Raw genomic sequence first — 20,715 nt, forward strand, 5'->3', positions numbered from 1 at the left:
TAAAAACATGGCTACAGGAAGGCTAGCCCCGTTTGTATCTACTTACTTGCTCAAGAAAGTAGCTGCCCGGCTCACCCTTATGCTGGCTTGCTTCGCTTTCTGCGCTGGCCAAGTAACCGTTGCGCTCCTTCCATACCGCATATGCGGCGCCCTTCTCGACCTCGACCCGTTCTTGCTGCTCTTTCGGTAGGGCACACAGATTGTGACTCATACTGACCTATTTGTTATTTGTTGGCGACATGGTACGCCATCACTGGCATGCGGGACTTGCGCTGGTTCAAAGGTGGTGCGCTATAATGCCTGTATATAAATACAGGCGTTGTTACCATGAAGCTGTTAACCCCAGACCCATCACCCGCCGATGTGACCATCCCGCTGTTCTTGCACCGCGCCTCTTGCGGCTTTCCCAGCCCAGCCAGCGACTATCTGGAAGGGAAGTTGGACCTCAACACCCACTGCGTGGCGCACCCTGCAGCAACCTTCTATCTGCGTGCCGAGGGGGAGAGCATGACCGGGGTCGGCATCTTTCCCGGTGACTTGCTGGTGGTCGATAAGAGCCTCACCCCGCGCCATGGTGATGTGGTGATTGCACTGCTCGATGGCGGCTTCACGGTCAAGACCTTGCAGCTCAAGCCGAGGCTGCGGCTGTTACCAGCCAATCCGGCGTTCGCGCCTATCGACCCTTGCATGAGCCTCTCCCTGGAGCTATTCGGGGTGGTCACCCATGTGATTGGCAATCTGAGGCAACGTGATGGCCATAGCGCTCGTTGATGTAAACAACTTCTACGCCAGCTGTGAGCGGCTGTTTCGCCCTGAGCTGCGTGGCCGCCCGATCGTGGTGCTCTCCAACAACGATGGGTGTGTGGTGTCGCGCAGCCCCGAGGCCAAGGCGATGGGCATCAAGATGGCCGGGCCCTACTTCAAGATCCGCGAGCAGTTGGAGGCGCATGGCGGTGTGGCGTTCAGCTCCAACTACGCGCTCTATGGAGATATGTCTGGCAGGGTGATGAGCACGTTGGAGACAATGGCCCCCGAGCTGGAGGTCTACTCCATCGATGAAGCATTCCTGTCACTGTCGGAGTCGTTTGCCGGGGACCTGACGGCCTATGGACAACAGATCCGGCAGCGAGTGTGGCAGTGGACCGGCCTAACGGTAGGGGTTGGGATCGGCCCCACCAAGACCCTCGCCAAGCTGGCCAACTATGCAGCCAAGAAGTGGCCTGCCACGGGCGGCGTCGTGGACTTGCGTGACGAGCTGCGCCGTGCCCGGCTGATGGCTATCACCCCGGTGGACGAGGTGTGGGGCATAGGACGGCGCTTGGGAGCCAAGTTGGTGGCACAAGGCATCAACACCGTGGCTGACCTGGTGGTTAGCGACGCCAAAGGGTTACGCGCCCAATACGGCGTGGTGGTCGAGCGGATCGTACAGGAGCAGCGTGGCCTGCCTTGCGCAGAGCTGACCGTTGAACCGGCGGCGAAGCAGCAGATCCTCTCGAGCCGTTCCTTTGGTGAGCGCGTGACTGACCGTGGAGAAATGGCCCAAGCGTTGTCAGGCTTTATGGCTCGTGCAGCCGAGAAGCTGCGGGCCGAGGGGATGTGTTGCCAGCGGGTGCACCTGTTCGTGCGAACCAGCCCCTTTGATGAACGAGCCCCTTACTACCGTGAGCAGGCGGGCATCCGGCTGGTCTGCCCTAGCGATGATACCCGGTTGCTGCTGCAGCAAGTGAACGTGCTGCTACCGCAGATTTGGCGCGACGGTTACCGTTATCAGAAGGGGGGCGTCATGCTGAGTGAGTTCACCCCCAAGGGGCAGCAACAGGCCGACCTGTTTGCCCCATCTTCCGCTCAATCGGACGCGCTGATGGCAGTGATGGACCAGATCAAAGCCAAGGGATTGGGGCGCGTAGGCTTTGCCAGCCAAGGCACGGGGTCGCCTGAGTGGATGATGCGACAAGAGCACCGGAGCCCCTGCTACACCACCCGCTGGGAAGACCTGCCGGTGGCGAGGTAGTCCTGAGTCGGTTAGTTGCGGGGCTGGATGGTTTACGCGTCAGGATCCAGTACCTCCCAACGTCCGCTCTTACGCGGCCCAACAAAACGTAATCGCCCTTCTTTGACCAGCATGGCAACAGCTCTCTCCACTACACTTCATCTGCTATTGCATATGTGCTGAACTAGTTGCTCAAATTTGATGAAGTACTACTGGCTGTGATGTATGAGCGCTTCAGGAGCATAGGTAAAATGAAAGAGCCTCGCAGAAGAGGGAAAGGTGGGAAACCATGCTTTTTGCAGTGAGATCAAGACGGTAGGATAGCGCATACTTATAACATATGCGTCCCCCCCCCCTTGAAATACAGAACCCGCGATATGGTGCGTCGCAGGTTCTGAGTAGCTAGAAGTTAGATAAGAATGTTAAATCCACCTCGGGACTCAAAAGACTCCATTTCAGCTCAGAGTATGTGTGCGGAGGCGGTGTTAGTGGTGCCGCTCGGTACCAGAGCACCGGAGACCATCACAACCACGTCACCTTTCAGACCCATGCCGATTTCCAGCGCGGCTTCTTTACCGATGCGATAGAAATCGTCGGTAGAGGCGATGCTGTCAACCACGTGAGCAACTACACCCTTGGTCAGAACCAGCTGGGCAGCAGTTTTCTTGTTGGTGGTGATAGCCAGGATCCAGGCTTTCGGGAAGTACTTGCGAATGGCCTTGGCAGACTTGCCGCCTTCGGTAGCGACCACGATCAGCGGGGCGTCCAGCTTCTCGGAGGTCTCTACGGCGCCTTTACATACGGCTTCGGTGATGCGCAGCTTGTTGCTGTCGTTGGCAGCAGACAGGTTGGACGGCATCACGGCATCGGTACGCTCGCAGATGGTGGCCATGATGGTCACGGCTTCCAGCGGGTACTTGCCCTTGGCGGACTCACCGGACAGCATCACTGCGTCGGTACCGTCCAGGATGGCGTTGGCCACGTCGCCAGCTTCGGCACGGGTCGGACGCGGGTTCTTGATCATGGAGTCCAGCATCTGGGTGGCGGTGATGACCACTTTGCGGGCTTTGTTGCACTTGGCGATGATCATCTTCTGGGCGAAGATCACTTCTTCTACCGGGATCTCGACACCCATGTCGCCACGGGCAACCATGATGCCGTCGGAGACAGCCAGGATCTCGTCGAAGTTGTCCAGGCCTTCCTGGTTTTCGATCTTGGAGATGATCTGGATGTTCTCGCCACCGTGGGCTTTCAGGTGCTCACGGATTTCCAGAACGTCTTCTTTCTTACGGATGAAAGAAGCAGCAACGAAATCAACGCCTTGCTCGCAACCAAAGATCAGGTCGCGCTTGTCTTTCTCGGCCAGGGCCGGCAGCTTGATGGAGACGCCCGGCAGGTTAACGCCTTTGTTCTCGCCCAGGTCACCGTTGTTCAGTACTTTACAGATAACTTCGCGCTCGGTGATTTCGATAACGTCCAGACCGATCAGGCCGTCATCAACCAGGATGCGGTTGCCGACGCGCAGATCGTTGGCGAAACCTGCATAGGTCACGGCCACTTTGTCTTTGTTGCCAACCACGGTCTGGTCGGTGGTGAAGGTGAAAGTCTGGCCAGCGACCAGCGCGACGTCGTTGCCGCCTTCCAGCTTCATGGTACGGATTTCCGGACCCTTGGTGTCCAGCAGGATAGCTGCGTGCTTGCCGGTCTCGGCCATCACAGCGCGCAGGTTGCTGATGCGGCTGCCGTGCTCGGCGTAGTCACCGTGGGAGAAGTTCAGGCGCATGACGTTCATGCCGGCGTCCAGCATTTTGGCCAGCATTTCTTTGGATTCGGTCTTCGGACCGATGGTGCAGACAATTTTGGTCTTTTTCATGTCAATCTTCATTGTGCTGTTGTCATCTCTTCAATGTGAAATAGTCAGCGGGTCAGGACAAAGGCGGCCAACGCCGGCAGTCCTCTGCCCTCCCGATCAAACAGGGCCTGGTTCTCCCAGCCATTGCCGAGGGGCTCATCTATCCCGAGGAACGCCATGCCAGCGCGACTGGCCCAACTGTCGCCGGGGACCCGGATCCAGCCCGGCTCCCAATAGACAAACCCGAGCCCGAGCTGATCCGGCACTGCGGCAATAGCAGCACGCAGTGCATCGAGAAACGCTAGTTGCCCCTCGGGCGTCGCAGCAAACCCGCCGCGTACGGCCTCCTGCTCACCGAAGGCGTTACGAACCTCGTCCTGGTTGACGGTGTCATGCCCATAGGCGGTCTCAACGACCAGCAGCGGACGCCTGATTTGGGTGGCAAGGCTGTTCATGGTGCGCGAGAGGTCGCCCAGAGATCCGTGCCAATATGGGTAGAAGGAGATACCCACCAGATCGAACGGCACATCGCGTACCTGCATCGCCTTGAACCAGCGTAGGCACTGAGCCTCATCCCCTCCTTCAGCAAGATGTAGCATCAGTCGTGGGGTGATACCCCCCTCGCTGCCAGCACGGATCCCGGCGATGGCCGCCTTGAGCAACTGGGCTAATCGATCGAACCCCTCCTCTTCTTCTTGCCGGTGTAGTTGCCCCTGCGGCCACAGCATGCCGTTATTGAGTTCGTTGCCGACCTGCACCATTTGCGGTGGCACCCCGGCCTCGCGCAGGCGTTGTATCACGGCGGCGCTGTAATCGTGCAGCATTGCCGCCAACTCTGCATCCGACTTGCCTCGCCAGGTCCGTGGCGTGTGCTGCTTGCCAGGGTCGGCCCAGAAGTCGCTGTAATGAAGATCGAGCAACCAGGGCAGGTTGAGGGACCGGCTTCGCTGCGCCAGTGCAATCACCTTTTCCAAGTCATTGTTGCCACCACCAAAGGGTTCCCCCTTGGCCGAACGGGGATCGACCCACAGCCGCAGGCGTACCAGGTTGAGGCCACGCTTGCGCATCAGGGTTAGCAAATCCCCCTGCCGCGTTCCGTCTTGATAGTGAACGCCCAGGCGCTCGAGTTCGGCCAGGGTGGAGACATCCGCCCCTCGGATGGCCAGGTTATGAGGAGCGGCACCAGCCCCTGCACTGATGGCTCCCAGCATGACCAACAGTGGCCAGCTCAGCGGGGGGCGCATCCTAGTGCTGCTCCGGCTCGTGCAGTTCGAACCACTGACCGAGATCACGACGCAGGTTGTCCGAGCGTTTGCCGAAGATGGCCTGCACCTCGTCGCCGATGATGATGACGCCTATGGCGCCGAGACGCTGCAGCGCCTCGCTGTCGACCGGCTGCAAGGCATTGACCCTGACCCGCAGCCGGGTCAGGCAGGCGTCAAAGCCCACGATGTTGTCGCGCCCGCCAAAGGCAGCGATGAGCGCGGTGATGGCCGCTTCGTCCAGCCCGGAGAGCGGTGCCTCGGCCGATTTCTCCTCCTTGTGGCCGAGGGCCGCGGCGAACAGCCGCTTGAAGTCCTGCATCTTGACCATTTGAGTCTCCTAAACGTAAAAAAGAGGGCGAAGCCACTGGCTCCGCCCCGCAATCAACAGGCGCGACGCAGCACCCGGCAGCCGAATGGAGGCAGCACCAGTAAATCGCTCAGCGCCTCACCGCTCACCATGTCACTGTGACCACCCGGCAGAGTGACCAGGCGCTCGGCGTTGGCGAAGTTTTGCACGAATACGAACACCTGCTCACCGTCGGTGCGACACTGGGCGGTGACCCCCTCCGGCAAGGCTGGCAAGGCACGCGGCAGAGCCAGGGTCTCGATGAGATGGCCAAAGAAGTCGCGTTGGAACGCCAGATCATTTCGCGAGGCGACGTAATAGGCGCGACCTGTCCCGTGCTCGTTGACCGTCACCGCCGGATGTCCGGCATAAAAGTCACCGTCATAGCTGGCCAGGGCCCTCGCGCCTTCCAGGTGGATGAGATCGCAAAGGTGAGTGACTTCGTAAGGGCCGCAGAGTCCGGCTTCGTTGCCGGCAAAACCCGAGACGGCGTTACGTTCCTCGTCATAGAGACCGTCTATCTCCTCTGCCCAGATCCCAAGGACCGGGCGCAGCGGCCCTGGGAATCCCCCCAGGTGACAGAGATCGGTCTCGTTGACGATGCCGCTCCAGTAAGTGGTAACGAACTGCCCGCCTCGTTTGACAAAGGCGTCAACCCGTTCGGCAAAGCCATCGCGCACCATGTAGAGCATGGGGGCGATAACCAGGTCATAGCCATCAAGCGCGCAGTCGGCATTGATGACATCCACCGCCACCCCTGCCTCCCAGAATGGGCGGTAGTGCTCGGCTACCGTCTTCTCGTAGAAGAGGCCGGCATTGCGCGGCCCCTGAGCATTGTCCATGGCCCAGCGGCTCTCCCAGTCGAAAATGATGGCCACTTTGGCCTCGACGCGGCTGCCCGCGACCTCTGGCAACTTGGCCAGGATCTCGCCTAGTGCCTGTACCTCGCGGCCCACCCGGGTATCGATGTGACCAACGTGATCGACCACGGCGCCGTGGAACTTCTCGACCGAACCACGACTCTTGCGCCACTGGAAGTACTGCACCGAGTCGGAGCCGTGGGCTACCGCCTGCAAGGAGGATAGGATATGCATTCCAGGCTTCTTGAGCTTGCTGATGGGCTGCCAGTTGGTCAGGCTCGGGGTCGACTCCATCAGGAAGAAAGGTTTGCCTCCCTTGAGAGTGCGCATCAGGTCGTGATACATGGCGGTGTACGCCGCCAGGGTCGAGTCATCGCCACTGTTGTGCCAGAGGGGGTAGCTGTCCCAGGAGATGAAATCGATCTCCTTGGCCAACTGCCAGTAGTCATAGTCGTAGAAGTACTCCATGAAGTTGGTGGTGGCCGGCAGGCTCGGGTTGGCCGCCTTCAAGGGCTTGATCTCCTCGGCACAGAAATCGCTCACCTGGGCGGTATTGAAACGCTTCCAGTCGAGGTTGAGGCCGTGGATCGAGCTCTCGCCGATGGGAGACGGGGATTCGATCTGTGACCAGTCGGTGTAGGTATGGCTCCAGAAGCTGCTCCACCAGGCGTGATTGAGCGCTTCTATGCTGCCATAACGAGCCTTGAGCCAGTCACGAAAGCGCTCCTGACAAAGCTCGCAGTGGCACTCGCCACCGTACTCGTTGGAGATGTGCCAGGCGATGACACCGGGATGATGGCCGTAGCGTTCGGCCAGGGCACCGTTGATAGCTCGCACCTTGTCACGATAGACAGGCGAACTCATGCAGTGATTGTGACGGCCACCGTGCAGTGCCTTCACACGTTCCTTGCTGACCCGCAACACCTCGGGATAACGCTGGGAAAGCCAAGCCGGACGAGCACCACTTGGTGTGGCGAGGAAAACTGACACACCGCTTTCGTGCAGGCGATCGAGCACCGTATCGAGCCAGCCGAATTCATAGCGCCCCTCTTGTGGCTCCAGGGAAGACCAACTGAAGATGCCGACCGACATCACGTTGCAGCGGGTTTGCTTCATCATCTCGAGATCGCGCTCGAACACCTGGGGATCATCCAGCCACTGATCCGGGTTGTAATCAGCACCATGCAGCAGGGCGGGGACCCGTTCACTGAGCGGGGGAAACTTGAACATCACACATCTCCTAAAACGAGGGGGCGCCGGCCATGGCCGGTCGCCCTATCGGTTGAAACCGGGTCAGTTGAATACCTTGATCGAGGGGAGCACATGGCCGGAGCAGTCAAACAGCGCCTGGTTCTCCCGGGCATTGCCCTCTTTCCAGTCGTCGTTGTTGTACTTCATCCCAGCCTTGGTAGCCCAAGTGGCACCAGGGGTTGGCAGCCACGCAGGCTCCCAGTAGAAAACTCCCTTGCCACGCCCGTCCGGTACCGCCACCACGCTCTTGATCAGATCGCGCAGGAAGTCGGCCTGCCCCTGTACGCTGGCCGGGTAACCACCGTCGCTCGCTTCCTTGGCAGTAAAGTTGTTCTCGGCGTTGTCGCAGTTCTCCGTGGTGTAGCCGTAGGCGGCCTCGACCACGATCACATCCTTGCCATAGCGCTTGCTGATGTCATCCATGTTGGCCTTGAGGGCACTGATGGGGCCATTCCAGTAGGTGTAGAAGGAGAGCCCGATGATATCGAAGGGCACCTCGCGCTTGGCTATCTCGTCAAACCACCAGACGAAGGTGTCGTTCTTGGTGCCTTCGGCCAGGTGCAGCATCACCTTGATATCCTTGCCGTGCTCTTTCACCGCACGCACACCGGCCTTGAGCAGGGTGGCCAGGCGATCAAACTCGCCACCGTTCTGGCCCCAGCTCTTACCCTCCGGCCACAGCATGCCGCCGTTGATCTCGTTGCCAACCTGCACCATGTCAGGCATCACGCCGGCCTTGGCCAGGGCGTCCATGCTCTCCTTGGTGTGGGCATAGACCGCATCCGCCAACTGCTCGACCGACATGGTGCGCCACGCCTTGGGCTTGTTCTGGCGACCCGGATCGGTCCAGAAGTCGCTGTAGTGGAAATCGAGCAGGAACTTCATGCCGTGCGCCTTGGCACGCTTGGCCAGTTCGATCGTTGCGGCCAGATCGTTGTTGCCGCCGCCGTAAGGCTTGCCGTCGGCATCCTTGGGGTCCACCCACAGGCGCAGGCGGATGTAGTTGAAGCCGTTCTCCTTGAGGATGGCCATGGCATCCTGCTGCTTGCCGCTGGCATCGAAGAACTTGCCACCAAATTTCTCCACTTCGGCCAGCATGGAGACATCGGCCCCCTTGATGAACTCCTGCGGTACCGCTACTGGTTGCACCACCACACTTTCGGCAGCCACGACGTGGGCCTGCATACCCAACATGCCGGTGGCGAGCAGCGCCGCCATCACCAGCGTCTTCTTGATTTTCATGTCGAACGTCCTGTTTAACGGATTAACCTTTGGTCCCACCTGCGGTAAGACCGGAAACGAAGTACTTCTGCAAGGAGAGGTACAAGATGGCCACCGGCACCGCGATGAGCACAGCTCCCGCTGCATAGGTGGTGTAGCTGGCCCCCATCTTCTGGGCGACCAGGTTGTAGAGACCAATGGGCAGGGTGAACTGATCCGGGGTGCGCAATATGGTGCTGGCCAGGATGAAGTCGCCAAGCGGGCCGGTGAAGGAGAACAGTGCAACCACCGCAATGATGGGCTTGGAGAGCGGCATGATGATCTCGATGAAGATGCGGAAGTTGCCCGCCCCGTCCATGCGCGCCGACTCGTCAAGATCCTTGGGGATGGCATCGAGGTAACCCTTCATCAGATAGGTGTTCATCGGGATCATGCCGCCCACATAGACCAGCACCAGCGCCAGGTGGCTGTTGACCAGACCCAGCATCTGGGCCAGCACGAAGATGGCGATGAGGGCCGAGAACTGGGGCACCATCTGCAACAACAGGAACAACATCAGGCCATTTTGCCGCCCACGGAAACGAAAGCGTGAGAAGGCATAGGCAGTAAAGCTGACACTGATGAGGGTAAACGCCATGGTCAGGAAACTGATCTTCATCGAGTTCCAGTACCAGGCTGCATAGTCGATGCGACCGTCAAACAGCTCCTGATAATGAATAAAGGAGAAGTTTTCCGGGATGATCGACGTATTGAGCAGGCTGCTGCCCGGATTGAGAGAGGCTCCAACCGTCCAGATCAGGGGATAGATGATGATAACCGCGACCATGGCTAGAAGCAGGTAGCTCAGGGTCAGGCGAATGGCATTACGCTTTTTCAGACTGTGTTTGACACTCATGGCAGGGTCTCCTTACACCATGTCGTCTTGTTTGAACGAATTGGTCGCACGGAACTGCCACAGGGCGATGCCGACCACGAAGATAGAGAGCAGGATGGTGATGCTCGCCGCAATCGCATACTGGGACGATGACATGGTCAGCTTATAGATCCAGGAGACCAGGATGTCGGTCCCACCCGCGTTTGAGCCTGCCACAGCAGGGCCACCATTGTTAAACAGGTAGATGATGTTGAAATTGTTGAAGTTGAAGGTGTACTGAGTGATCAGAATCGGGGCGATCGAGTACAACACCAGAGGCAGTGTGATGGTAGTCAGTTTGTGCCATGCGCTGGCGCCGTCGATAGTGGCGGCCTCATAGAGATCATCCGGGATCGCCTGCAGTACCCCGGTGGTCATGGCAAAGACGAACGGGAAACCAAGCCAGGTTTGCATCAGGATTAGGGCCGTCTTTGTCCAGAAGGGATCTGTCATCCATGCCTTGGGCTCAATGCCAAGCGCAGCCAGGATGCCATTGTTGATCACACCAAATGTCTCATTGAACATGCCGGCAAAGACCAGAATGGTGACAAAACCGGGCACTGCCCACGGCAGGATCAGGATAGTGCGAATGAGCGGCTTGAAGCGCAGATCCTTCTGATTGACTAGGATAGCCAGCAGTACCCCGACCGTGCATTGCAGCGTGGTGGCGATCAGCGTCCAAATCACGGTCCACTGCAGCACATCGAGCAGGGTCGAACGCCACAGATCGAGCTTGAAGATGTTGATGAAGTTCTTCATCCCCACCCAGTCCACCAGCTTGGCAGGCGGAGTGTGGTAGAGATCGTAGTTGGTGAAGGCGATGGAGAAACCAAAGATGATGGGGAACACCACCACGAATACCAACAATATAAAGCCCGGGGTGATCATCAGGTAGGGGAAACCTTCGCTCAGCAACAATTGGTATTGCTTACGCACACTGGTCAGCGCTACGCCACGATCCCGGCGATCGCCGTTAACATAAGCATCACGGACGCTCCAGTAATAGATGGCGCAACCAAAGATGGCCACTAGTACGCTGATAACCCCCTTGGCCAAGAGGAAGACGGAATTGTCCCGGGGCAACTCGGTACCGAGGGTAAACAGCCCCCAGAACCCTTGAGATAGAAAATCATGGAATACGCCGAAGAAACAGGCCATGACGATGAAAAACAGGGTGCCCTTGACCCATTGCCGGTTATACCACTGACCGAGTCCCGGGATCAGCGAGAGCAGGGCGGCCACCTTGGCATGATGGGTTCTTGTACCGATCTGGGTAAGCGATCCGGAATCGACAACCACAATGTACCTCCTTTCCATTGAGAGCCCGGGCGGCCACGAACGCCGCCCGGCCCGAATTGGGCCTGTGCCCAACTTGTGTTATTGCTGCGAGTGATTGACTTCGATCTGCATGTTGATGTTCTTGACTGCACCTTCCAGTGCCGCCTTCACATCCTGCTTGCCAGTCACGCCAAGCTGCAGTGCACTGTTGGCAGGGGTCCACACCTCTTGCATCTCGGGCACGCTCGGCATCGGAGTAGCGAAACCGGCCTGAATGGCCACGGCACGGGATTTCTCGTCATTCTTGATGAGCGGATCGTCAATCAGCGCCTTGAGGGGCGGGATCTCGCCGGTCTTCTCGAAGCGGACTTTGGCGTACTCAGGCTGGTTGATGAACTCGATGAACTGCTGTGCCAACTCTTTCTGCTTGGAATAGGTAGAGATGCTGTACCCTTTCACGCCGAGGAAAGAGCGCATATGCTCGCCATTGGGCAATGTCGGCAGCGGGGCAACACCGTAGTTCACTCCCGCATCCTTGTAGGGCTGGAACGACCAGGGTCCAGTGATGACGGCCGCGGCCTTCTTCTCGGTGAACAGGGAATCGATGGCGTTAGCACCGGTCTCACCCACGATACCGGCCGGGAAAAGGCCTTCGCTGTAGAAACGCTTGAGGAGACTCACTGCATCGACCGAGCCCTGGTTGGCTAGGCCCACATCCTTGACGTTGGGCGAACCGTTGGGGTTCTGGCCGAAGATATAACCCCCCATGGCTGCAACTACACCATAGGAGTAATAAATCTCGTCAAACTTGGCGAGCAGACCGTATTTGTCCTCCCCGCGCAGGGTCTGGGAAGCCTTGATCAGCTCGTCAAAGCTCTCAGGAGCCTTGGGTAACAAGTCCTTGTTGTAGACCATGACAATGGTCTCGACCGCCTTGGGTAGGCCATAGAGCTTGCCTTCATAAGTCTGGGCATCCACCGCAGGTTTGGTGAAACCAGCAAGGTAGTCGGCCCCCGGCTTGATCTCGCTGATGAGCCCCTGCACCACGGCAGTACCAACCTGATCATGGGGCAGTACCAGTACATCCGGACCGATACCGGCCGGACCGTCCAAGCGCAGCTTCTCGATCTGCTGGGCATACGGGGTTTCGAGGATCTTCACCTTGACGTTGTGCTTGGCTTCGAACGCCTTGACAGCCTCCTCAATGCCGTTTGATTTCTTGATGTCTTCCCACACCAGAAGTTCACCGTCAGCGGCGCGGGCTAACTGGCCCAACCCCATAACGCCCAAAGACAACAACATTGCAGCAGTCAATTTGTTGATTTTCATATAATTTCCTTGTCCCCAACTCAGGTAAAAGCAGGTCTTGTCAGACCACGTAGGTAAAGTGAGTGTTACGATTCCATCCAGTCGGTGTAACTTCTGAAGATTGTTACCAATTCGGGTGTAAAACAAAGCAAAGCCACATTTCACGCCGGACTGGTCTGGCCTCTACGACACAACCTAACCACCACCTAATGCAATGAAAAATAAATGGTTTAATCCCATACATCAGATCCGGAGCAATACGCTCTATCACTTGATTTTTGCTTGGCACAGGTCTTCGGGTGCACTGGAACAGCAAAAAAGGTAACGATTACACCGAATACCTCTACGGTAAGCGGTGCTTGCTCTGCCTGCCAGCAGCACATATCAAGGCTGTGATCTCATGCACAAAAGAAACAGCATTTTGTGCAACCGATTACACCAGCCTGATATAGTCCCTCTAAAGCCACAGAGTGAAACGGTGTGAAACGCCTTCTCCCTCCTAGGGCAAAAAAGCCGCAGAAGGGGTATGACCGCCCCAGCACTCGCAGCTAATGCATTTATTATCAAGGAGTTAAAGCTCATGGCGAGTATCAGACTGAACAATGTGATCAAGCGTTTTGGCAGCAATGTGACCCTACATAATGTGAATCTGGATGTAGAAGACGGTGAGTTCACCGTCTTTGTCGGTCCTTCCGGTTGTGGTAAATCCACTCTGCTGCGCATGATCGCCGGTCTGGAAGAGATTTCGGACGGCCACATTGCGATTGATGAGCAGGTGGTCAACGATGTAGCCCCAGCTCATCGCGGGGTGGCCATGGTGTTCCAATCCTATGCCCTGTATCCCCACATGACTGTGGCCGAAAATATGGGCTATGGCCTGCGGGTCAATGGTGTGGTGAAAGAGGAGATCGCACATCAGGTCAGCATGGTGGCCAAAACACTGCAACTTTCCCACTTGCTCGACCGTAAACCCAAGCAACTTTCCGGCGGGCAGCGTCAGCGCGTAGCCATCGGCCGAGCTATCGTGCGTAACCCCAAGGTGTTCCTGTTTGACGAGCCACTATCCAACCTTGATGCAGAACTCCGTGTGGAGATGCGTCTACATATCGCCAAGCTGCATCAGGAACTCAAGACCACCATGATTTACGTTACACACGATCAGGTGGAAGCAATGACCCTCGCAGACAAGATCGTGGTCATGAACTACGGCAAGGTAGAGCAGGTGGGCTCTCCGATGGAACTCTACTACAAACCAACCAACAAGTTTGTCGCCGGTTTTATCGGATCCCCCAAGATGAACTTCCTGCCCGGTAAAGTGCTTGCTTGGAGTGAAAATGAGCTGACCGTACAAGTCAGTGAGCAACAGATCCTGACTTTGCCCATAGCCACCTCTCACGTAGCAGAAGGCAGCGAAGTGACACTGGGCCTGCGTCCGGAGCATGTTGTGCCAAACGGCCAAGGCATTCACCTCACTTTTACCTGTGAAGTCGTTGAACGCCTGGGCAACAGTACCTATCTGTTTGGCCAGTGCTGCGGCGTCGATGGATTCAAACTGTTACTTGCCGGCGACAGCGCATTTAGCCCCTACCAGAAGATGGATGTCTTTTTCTCACCCGAACATTGTCTCGTTTTTGATGCAGAAGGATTACGCATCAACCACTGATTTCATCACAAGCCATGCCAGATTTGCCCCCAGCAGAGCCGGGGGCTTTTTTTTATTCATTTGTTATTAAAAGGAAAATGAGAGCTATCTCTCAGCTCCGGTGAGTTGTAATTTCGTCCTGAACTAGGCGGTGTAAAATACTCACTTAATTGTGTAAACGTTACACAAGAAGTTCCTGGCGATCAAAAGACGCGCTATAGACGTGTTGCGACGCATCAGCAACGAGTCGCCGAAGAGGTCTTCGGTCATCAATCAACCGAGTGTCATAACTCTTAATCCGTGTAATTGATTACAATGAAGACATCAAAACGACATTTTTCCATTATTCAGCGCATCGCACTGGGATTTCTTACCATCATCTTATTGCTGATTCTCTCGGTCGGGCTTTCGCTTTATACCGGACAGAGATTGGCAGCCCAAGTCAATGAGCTTACCGGACACACTGCCCCGACGTTGGTACAGAGCCGCGCGGTGACGCGTGACCTTTTCTCTCTCGATAAGAGCCTGCGAGTCGCCTTATTGCAGCCCTCTGTGGAGGATATCGATAAAGCGATAGCCCTCATGCAGCAATGGCAACAAAGCTACCAGCAAGACGCGCAGCGTCTAAAAGAGCAGACCAACAGTGATGCCGATTTACAAGAGAAGGTCTTGACGCTGGACGAGCAGCAGAGCCAGTACTGGGCACTGATAAAGCAACTTGCAACTGACTATGCCACTAATCTCTCCCATCAGCAGACGCTCAGCCGCGATAACAGACTCAATAGTGCTTTTCGAAAATTACGCGGACAACTGGATATATTGGTTGCGCCACTGGGGGCTCATCCTGCCGTGCTTACAAAAAATCAGCTGTTACAAGAGTTGGAGCTACAAACAAGTAGTGTGACAGACTCTCTCAAACAACGTGATCCCCAGCTGATTGCCAGCAAGGTTGAGCAACTCACCGCATCAGCGATGAAACTGGCTGCACTGCGCAAGCAACTCTCAGTGCAATTACGCACGCAGGAAAGTGCCTTTGGTGACTATATTGACCTTGAACAAAGTGCCGGGATCACCCTAGATAGCGTATTTGCCTTGCTCTCCGGCCCCCAAGCACTCTTGGCAAAACACCTGGAACTTTCTATGCGCAGTGAACAATTGCGCAATCAAAGCGAGCAAGCAACCCGCATGGTTGACTCACTGCTCGCAGAACTCTCTGCCATTGATGACATCGTGGACGCCCAGCTCAGTGCGCGGGTTTCACAAAGCCAGGGTATTCTGTTGCAACTGGAAATCGGGCTCTCGGTTGGGCTACTGGTTTCACTGTGTTTGAGCGCTCTTATTTTACTGCATCTGATTCGCGCCATTCGTAAGCCCATGCAACAACTGCTCACAACACTGCTCTCACTAAGTCGTGGTGACATGACACAGCGAGCCATTCTGGATCGTCATGACGAACTGGGGCAAGTAGGCGAAGGGATCAATTCTTTGGCACACGAGATGAGCAATATGCTCAGCCAAGTGGTACATGCCGCCCGTTCACTCGGGGAAATGGCCGAGCTCAACCTGAGCGCACAACAAAGCGCCACCCGCCAGCTTGAGCAGCAGCGAAGTGAAACTAACAGTGTCTGCGCCGCGATGGAGGAGATGGATTATTCGGCGCGAGAAGTGGCAACCAGTGCTGAAATGGCCGAACAGACGCTGGCACAGGTGGCGAAAGAAGCCACTCAGACCAGCATGATGAGTAAGCACACTGCAGAGCGAATGAGTCGATTAGCTGACGACCTGACCAACTCCTGCCACGCCATTGAGTCAGTGCATCACTTGAGTGTCAATATCGGTGGCATTCTTGAGATCATTGAGCGGGTCACAGAGCAAACTAACCTGCTCGCGCTCAATGCGGCAATAGAAGCCGCCAGAGCCGGCGAGCACGGCCGTGGCTTCGCGGTTGTTGCCGACGAGGTACGCCAGCTAGCCCGTCATACCGCAGAGTCAACAACCCAGATCCAGTCGCACATTGCGGCCCTGCAGCAAGGGGTTACCGGAGCGGTCGAGACCATTGTCCGCTGCCACGGAGTAATGCAGGCATGTAGCCAGGACAGTCAACAAACCCGAATGATGCTTGGCGCTCTTTCAGACAGTCTTCACTCAGTGGCCGAACTGAGCAGTCGAATCGCTACAGCGGCCCTACAGCAGCGCCAAACCAGTACAGAAATAGCCAGAAACATCAGCAATATCAGCTCTATTGCCAATGAAAACCAAAAAGTGCTGGGCAATGTGGCTCATACCGGCGGGCAACTGCAAAAGCTCTCATCACAGCAGCAATCTCTGGTACAGCGCTTTGTTCTGCAAAATACCTGACCAAAACGGGAGATATCCCATGACCATGAGGACCTACTAACATGCTCAAACGTACTCTGCTTGTCGCGGCTATGCTCAGTTGCCTGCAACCTGCATTTGCCGATGATGACTCGGCGCAAACCCGTGCTCTGTTTTTACGTGGCGAGATGAACAACTGGGAAGCGTCAGCTGCCGCCAAGATGACGGTTCAGGCGATCGACCTATTGAGCGTAAAGACGCAACTGCAAGCCAGTCACGGCGCTTACAAGTTCAAGATTGCTGATGAAAAATGGAAAAGTGACACGACCTATGGCCAGGTCGATCCCACCAGCAAAGTCGAGTCAGGCAAGCCCGTGGTGGTCAAAGCCGGTTACCAGTGGGGCGATATGAAATTTACACCAGCTGCTGATGGAAGTTACACATTTACGCTTGATCGTCGTGACCCGGCCAAGGTGATCGTCACCGTCAGTAAAGATTAAATATTGCCGCACAGATAATACCGACAAATAATGCCAACCCGTAAAAATTAGCTGGCATTATGTTTCTTAAATAACAACGCCTGCTTAAGCAGGCGTTGTTATTTAAGAAACGTGGCTCGTCTTATTTCTGACTGCGCTTGACCGCCTCGACAAAGGTGGTCTTGGCCTTGGTCGAGCCAGCCCGCTCAGCTTCATCCACCAGTTTCATCGCCTTGTCGATATCACCAGCCTGCACCGCTATCTCAATCTGGGTCAGATAGAAGTTCTCCGTTTCACCCAACATGGTCGGAGTCGCGACGGCTGGCTGATTCTTTATCGCCGTTGCCGCCACAGCGCCAGCACCGGCGCCAAGCGCCATGGCACTGGGTTGCACACCTTGGCTCAATGCCAGTTTGTCGCTGTATTCTGATTTAAACACATTATCGACCCCTTCCAGCTTGGCGCGATCCACCAGCTCAATCTTGACCAATCCCCACGGGGAGTGCGGGATAACCGGATCATTGACCGGCGGCTCCTGAGTGGAGGTCGCTCGGGCAAACGCCTTAGCGGGGTGCAAAATCGTGGTCGAACCCGAGAGCTCGGTGGCCGGTGAATAGATGACCATATACGCCTCTGGCTTGAGTGCATTACGGCTTACGTAAATGGTGCCCTCAATACGGTCATTATCGAGCAGGTGTGCCGGTTTGTAACTAAACAGAGATTTGCCCAATACCCGGGTCACTTCAAAATTGCTGTTGAGCATCAATACCTGCGGCATCAAGACACTCTTGCCCACTTGGGCTGCAACCTTGACCACCATATCACCGGTATTGGTGGGCAACTGGTAGGCAGCCAGGTAACTCAACCCTTCCTGAAATTTATAAACCTGGGAAGCGCCATCAATGGTCAGCAGCGTATCGCCTTCCGCCAGAGGCTGATATTTAAGCGCCGACAGGGAAGCGCAGCAACTCTGGGCTGAAAGCAGCGCCTGTTTAGCTGCATCGGGGGAATTTAACACGGCTTCATGCGGCTGCAGGGGAACCGTCATGCTTGAACAGCCCGACAACACGACTGCCACCGCGGCGGCAAGGAGATAATTGGCCAACTTCATCGTATTTCCCTATCAAATGGTGACACAAACAAGACTGCCCCCAAAAGGGGGCAGCATGTAACAAACCCGAGTAGATATTACCACCACGCTTCAGCTTGGACACCAAAGTTCCACGCATGGTCATCGGTGTTACCATTGAAGGAATCACCTTCACCATCTGTCAGATAACTTGCATAAACACGGATTTCAGGACGAGCCATCATACTAGGGCCAGCAGACCAAGCTTGTGCCAACGTATATTTTTGACCACTTTCTTTGTCTTCAGAACCACTGGTCCAAGTTTTGGTGCGCTCGAAAGTGCCAAGCTCAACCAAGGTCTTAGTAATATCAGTCCAAGCATATGAACCACGAGCTACTGCACTAAAGAGTTCAGTATTGTCGTGCCAAGCTTGGAGTTTTTCACCCTTGCCATAAGTGAAAACATGGTTGATTGAGAAACGCTCACCAACTGGAATATCACCAGTCAAAATGACGCGGTAGCCAGTGGCATCGTCGGTTGTATGCCATACGTCATACCAACCACCACCTTGCGAGATCATATTCTGAGCCAGACCTTTATTGGCATACTGCAGTACCAGCTTTTCATTGATGCCTGAGCCATCAAAATATTGGCTGATTTCACCAGTCACCATTACCCCATTCTTTGGATCATAACTGGAGCCAGCAGATTTTTGCTCATCAGTTGGGTTGGGCATAGCGTAATCAACACCAAACTCAGTCCAAGCACCACTCCAGGGCTTTAATCCTGCATAGCGTACATCAAGGAAGTTGATATTCAGATCATTATTGGTAATGGAATTATCAATATCATTGCCGTCGGAACGGATCCAGGCAAAAGAGAATGCTCCTGGCCCTGCTTTCAGATTTTCCAAGCCTGCGCCTGCACCGGACACGTTCCAATACTTGGTGTCGATAATATGCAGATCATGACGCTGATAATAACGCTTACCAACCCACAGTATTGCATCTGGATCGCTAGCAATGAGGCCTTTAACTTTAGCATTAAACTGACGAAGACCAAATTTTGCATCATCATCTTTGGTACTTTCACCGTCATTAGAACCATCACTTTCCATGCTGACCATACTGTCTACATAGAACGAGACGCCATCTTTTTTAAACAGCTCTTGTCCAAGACCAATTTCGCCATAGGTATCATCTTCATTACCCAGGCGACCTAATAGATCCTTATTCGCTGTCTGCTGTTTACCATCTTGGGAAACACCGACCCCAGAACGGAAATAACCAGTAAAATCAACAGCGTGAGCATTCGCAGCCATCATGGCAACAGCGAGTGCAATCGATGATGTCAAATATTTGGTCTTCATGTGCGTTCCTTCCTCCGTTGTATCTATATATGTATGGCGATGAACGTCAGCATCCAAGAAAACGCTCTCACCGACGGAACGGATTATATGCGCGACGATTGAACTTTTGTCATGACATGCATCACACATTCATGAAACAAGCATCATTGAAATGGTGAAAACACATTACATCAACACAAGACTTAATGTAAGGTATTGATAATCAATAAAAATAAATCACCACTGGAGTGTTATCGATTACACTGTTAATAAAGTGTTTTCGCACAACCAAGGCTGTCAAGCAGACACTGCGGACTGAAAGAGGCCCTAAGCCAACGACTTAGGCAGAGGTCTTAGCTAACAGAGCGGATAGCGAGACGGGCATTAAAGGCAACGTCAAGAAGAAGCAGTGGCCAGATCATTGGATCTTGACCACTTAGAGAGGCGGGAGTCAGATTTACAAGGTTTTGACTGAATGGCGCCGAACCAAGGTCGGGCTAAACAAGTTGGTCGCTGAATTGATGGCCTCACCACGCGACAGAGCCACAGCCAACTCAGCAGCTTGCGTTGCCATAGCCACCACGGGGTATTTAACTGTGGTGAGACGCGGACGCAAGTAGCGAGATATCAGCACATCATCAAAGCCCACCAAAGAGAGGTCTTGAGGAACATCAATCCCGTTATCGCTAAGCACTGACAAGGCCCCCGCCGCCATCGAATCGTTATAGCAAACGACGGCTGTCATCTGCGGTCCCCGACCCAGCAACTCGGTCATCGCAGCCTCCCCCCCCAATTCATCAGGACTACCGCGGGAGATCAGGCGTTCATCAACCGGAATATTGTGCTCTTGCAGAGCATCCAGATAACCCTGCAGACGGTCCTGAGAGTCTGATATCTGATGATTTGAGCATAAAAATCCTATCTTCTTATGGCCTTCCTGAATCAAATGCCGAGTCGCAAGCCAGGAACCATAGCGATCATCTAGCGCAACACAACGGGACTCGAATCCTGGAACAATACGGTTGATTAGTACCATGCCTGGAACATAGCTCATCATCTGGATCAGCTCTTCATCTGGCAGCATTTTGGCATGAACCACCAAGCCAGAGCAGCGATGCCCTATCAACTGCTCTATTACATGCTTCTCTTTGGCTGCGTCGTGGTAACCATTTCCGATAAGCAGAAAATTCCCCGTGGCCTGTGCCACTTGCTCAACAACTTTAACCATGGTGCCAAAGAACGGGTCAGACACATCAGCAACAATCAATCCCAAAGTTTCATTGTTCTGATGGGCCAATGCTCTCGCGTTCGCGTTGGGGTGGTAGTTGAGTTCATGCATCGCCTTGAAGACGGCATCGCGTGATGCCTGACTTGCCTTTGGCGACTTATTGATGACACGTGAGACTGTGGCGACGGATACGCCTGACAGGAGTGCTACATCTTTGATAGTTGCCATGAATTAGTTTTTCCGGTGAACGGGATAAATAAAAACCTGTGCTTTACATGGTAAGGATACTACCGACATTTCCAATGCCTGACACGGCTTTCATACCAAAAGCGGGATCATTCTATCAAT

The 20,715-nt window shown here is 55.1% G+C and carries 17 protein-coding genes; 5 read left to right on the plus strand and 12 right to left on the minus strand.

Annotation, left to right across the window (positions count from 1 at the left end; all coding sequences use genetic code 11):
* Positions 1 to 22 precede the first annotated feature (22 nt).
* On the minus strand, positions 23 to 211 hold the full coding sequence (locus ACB040_RS01875) for a DUF3283 family protein (protein WP_371153070.1): 189 nt from the start codon (positions 209 to 211) through the stop codon (positions 23 to 25).
* A gap of 116 nt (positions 212 to 327) precedes the next feature.
* Here ACB040_RS01875 and umuD point away from each other — a divergent pair, with 116 nt between their 5' ends.
* Together umuD and umuC are read left to right on the plus strand one after the other, a co-directional pair.
* The gene (gene umuD / locus ACB040_RS01880; protein WP_371153071.1) at positions 328 to 771 is read left to right on the plus strand and encodes a translesion error-prone DNA polymerase V autoproteolytic subunit; all 444 of its coding nucleotides are present in this window, start codon (positions 328 to 330) and stop codon (positions 769 to 771) included.
* Complete coding sequence (umuC, locus tag ACB040_RS01885; RefSeq protein WP_371153072.1) at positions 752 to 2,011, plus strand: translesion error-prone DNA polymerase V subunit UmuC; 1,260 nt, start codon at positions 752 to 754, stop codon at positions 2,009 to 2,011. The genes umuD and umuC overlap by 20 nt, the downstream gene beginning before the upstream one ends.
* Positions 2,012 to 2,450: 439 nt before the next feature.
* Here the strand turns inward: umuC and pykF are convergent, their stop codons facing one another.
* The 8 genes from pykF to ACB040_RS01925 all read right to left on the minus strand — a co-directional run bounded on the left by pykF (position 2,451) and on the right by ACB040_RS01925 (position 12,305).
* Positions 2,451 to 3,863 (minus strand): pyruvate kinase PykF, encoded by a 1,413-nt coding sequence (pykF, locus tag ACB040_RS01890; RefSeq protein ID WP_257124509.1) that lies wholly within the window; start codon positions 3,861 to 3,863, stop codon positions 2,451 to 2,453.
* Between the two features lie 44 nt (positions 3,864 to 3,907).
* Positions 3,908 to 5,086, minus strand: coding sequence for a glycosyl hydrolase 53 family protein (locus ACB040_RS01895; protein WP_042080912.1), 1,179 nt, complete (start codon positions 5,084 to 5,086; stop codon positions 3,908 to 3,910).
* A 1-nt stretch (position 5,087) separates the two neighbouring features.
* Positions 5,088 to 5,435, minus strand: a complete 348-nt coding sequence (locus ACB040_RS01900; protein WP_042080911.1) for a glucose PTS transporter subunit EIIB — start codon at positions 5,433 to 5,435, stop codon at positions 5,088 to 5,090.
* 53 nt (positions 5,436 to 5,488) lie between these two features.
* On the minus strand, positions 5,489 to 7,543 hold the full coding sequence (locus ACB040_RS01905) for a beta-galactosidase (protein ID WP_042080910.1): 2,055 nt from the start codon (positions 7,541 to 7,543) through the stop codon (positions 5,489 to 5,491).
* Between the two features lie 63 nt (positions 7,544 to 7,606).
* Positions 7,607 to 8,806, minus strand: coding sequence for an arabinogalactan endo-beta-1,4-galactanase (locus ACB040_RS01910; protein WP_047434901.1), 1,200 nt, complete (start codon positions 8,804 to 8,806; stop codon positions 7,607 to 7,609).
* A 22-nt stretch (positions 8,807 to 8,828) separates the two neighbouring features.
* Positions 8,829 to 9,680 (minus strand): sugar ABC transporter permease, encoded by an 852-nt coding sequence (locus tag ACB040_RS01915; protein ID WP_042080909.1) that lies wholly within the window; start codon positions 9,678 to 9,680, stop codon positions 8,829 to 8,831.
* A gap of 12 nt (positions 9,681 to 9,692) precedes the next feature.
* Positions 9,693 to 10,997, minus strand: coding sequence for a sugar ABC transporter permease (locus tag ACB040_RS01920; RefSeq protein WP_257688013.1), 1,305 nt, complete (start codon positions 10,995 to 10,997; stop codon positions 9,693 to 9,695).
* Positions 10,998 to 11,075: 78 nt separating this feature from the next.
* Positions 11,076 to 12,305, minus strand: coding sequence for an extracellular solute-binding protein (locus ACB040_RS01925; protein WP_042080907.1), 1,230 nt, complete (start codon positions 12,303 to 12,305; stop codon positions 11,076 to 11,078).
* Between the two features lie 559 nt (positions 12,306 to 12,864).
* Between ACB040_RS01925 and ACB040_RS01930 the strand changes: the two genes are divergently transcribed.
* From ACB040_RS01930 to ACB040_RS01940, 3 genes are all read left to right on the plus strand, one after another.
* Positions 12,865 to 13,947 (plus strand): ABC transporter ATP-binding protein, encoded by a 1,083-nt coding sequence (locus tag ACB040_RS01930; protein ID WP_042080906.1) that lies wholly within the window; start codon positions 12,865 to 12,867, stop codon positions 13,945 to 13,947.
* 294 nt (positions 13,948 to 14,241) lie between these two features.
* Positions 14,242 to 16,284, plus strand: a complete 2,043-nt coding sequence (locus tag ACB040_RS01935) for a methyl-accepting chemotaxis protein (RefSeq protein ID WP_252657143.1) — start codon at positions 14,242 to 14,244, stop codon at positions 16,282 to 16,284.
* 41 nt (positions 16,285 to 16,325) lie between these two features.
* Positions 16,326 to 16,742 (plus strand): hypothetical protein, encoded by a 417-nt coding sequence (locus ACB040_RS01940; protein ID WP_042080904.1) that lies wholly within the window; start codon positions 16,326 to 16,328, stop codon positions 16,740 to 16,742.
* A gap of 121 nt (positions 16,743 to 16,863) precedes the next feature.
* Here ACB040_RS01940 and ACB040_RS01945 read toward each other — a convergent pair whose 3' ends face one another.
* The 3 genes from ACB040_RS01945 to galR form a co-directional block, all read right to left on the minus strand.
* Complete coding sequence (locus ACB040_RS01945) at positions 16,864 to 17,832, minus strand: MalM family protein (RefSeq protein WP_042080903.1); 969 nt, start codon at positions 17,830 to 17,832, stop codon at positions 16,864 to 16,866.
* A 77-nt stretch (positions 17,833 to 17,909) separates the two neighbouring features.
* Entirely contained in the window at positions 17,910 to 19,160 is a 1,251-nt protein-coding gene (locus ACB040_RS01950) for a maltoporin (RefSeq protein ID WP_042080902.1), read from the minus strand.
* Between the two features lie 436 nt (positions 19,161 to 19,596).
* A complete protein-coding gene (gene galR / locus ACB040_RS01955) occupies positions 19,597 to 20,595 on the minus strand; it encodes an HTH-type transcriptional regulator GalR (protein ID WP_042080901.1) in 999 nt (332 codons plus the stop codon).
* Positions 20,596 to 20,715 lie beyond the last annotated feature (120 nt).

Origin of the sequence: Aeromonas sp. S11(2024), assembly GCF_041402345.1 — a bacterium.
Taxonomy (GTDB): Bacteria; Pseudomonadota; Gammaproteobacteria; order Enterobacterales; family Aeromonadaceae; genus Aeromonas; species Aeromonas veronii.

What these genes read in the sequence shown, in the direction of transcription:
- ACB040_RS01875 (WP_371153070.1), bottom strand. Translation starts at nt 211, where the DNA reads ATGAGTCACAATCTGTGTGCCCTACCGAAAGAGCAGCAAGAACGGGTC.
- umuD (WP_371153071.1), top strand. Translation starts at nt 328, where the DNA reads ATGAAGCTGTTAACCCCAGACCCATCACCCGCCGATGTGACCATCCCG.
- umuC (WP_371153072.1), top strand. Translation starts at nt 752, where the DNA reads ATGGCCATAGCGCTCGTTGATGTAAACAACTTCTACGCCAGCTGTGAG.
- pykF (WP_257124509.1), bottom strand. Translation starts at nt 3,863, where the DNA reads ATGAAAAAGACCAAAATTGTCTGCACCATCGGTCCGAAGACCGAATCC.
- ACB040_RS01895 (WP_042080912.1), bottom strand. Translation starts at nt 5,086, where the DNA reads ATGCGCCCCCCGCTGAGCTGGCCACTGTTGGTCATGCTGGGAGCCATC.
- ACB040_RS01900 (WP_042080911.1), bottom strand. Translation starts at nt 5,435, where the DNA reads ATGGTCAAGATGCAGGACTTCAAGCGGCTGTTCGCCGCGGCCCTCGGC.
- ACB040_RS01905 (WP_042080910.1), bottom strand. Translation starts at nt 7,543, where the DNA reads ATGTTCAAGTTTCCCCCGCTCAGTGAACGGGTCCCCGCCCTGCTGCAT.
- ACB040_RS01910 (WP_047434901.1), bottom strand. Translation starts at nt 8,806, where the DNA reads ATGAAAATCAAGAAGACGCTGGTGATGGCGGCGCTGCTCGCCACCGGC.
- ACB040_RS01915 (WP_042080909.1), bottom strand. Translation starts at nt 9,680, where the DNA reads ATGAGTGTCAAACACAGTCTGAAAAAGCGTAATGCCATTCGCCTGACC.
- ACB040_RS01925 (WP_042080907.1), bottom strand. Translation starts at nt 12,305, where the DNA reads ATGAAAATCAACAAATTGACTGCTGCAATGTTGTTGTCTTTGGGCGTT.
- ACB040_RS01930 (WP_042080906.1), top strand. Translation starts at nt 12,865, where the DNA reads ATGGCGAGTATCAGACTGAACAATGTGATCAAGCGTTTTGGCAGCAAT.
- ACB040_RS01935 (WP_252657143.1), top strand. Translation starts at nt 14,242, where the DNA reads ATGAAGACATCAAAACGACATTTTTCCATTATTCAGCGCATCGCACTG.
- ACB040_RS01940 (WP_042080904.1), top strand. Translation starts at nt 16,326, where the DNA reads ATGCTCAAACGTACTCTGCTTGTCGCGGCTATGCTCAGTTGCCTGCAA.
- ACB040_RS01945 (WP_042080903.1), bottom strand. Translation starts at nt 17,832, where the DNA reads ATGAAGTTGGCCAATTATCTCCTTGCCGCCGCGGTGGCAGTCGTGTTG.
- ACB040_RS01950 (WP_042080902.1), bottom strand. Translation starts at nt 19,160, where the DNA reads ATGAAGACCAAATATTTGACATCATCGATTGCACTCGCTGTTGCCATG.
- galR (WP_042080901.1), bottom strand. Translation starts at nt 20,595, where the DNA reads ATGGCAACTATCAAAGATGTAGCACTCCTGTCAGGCGTATCCGTCGCC.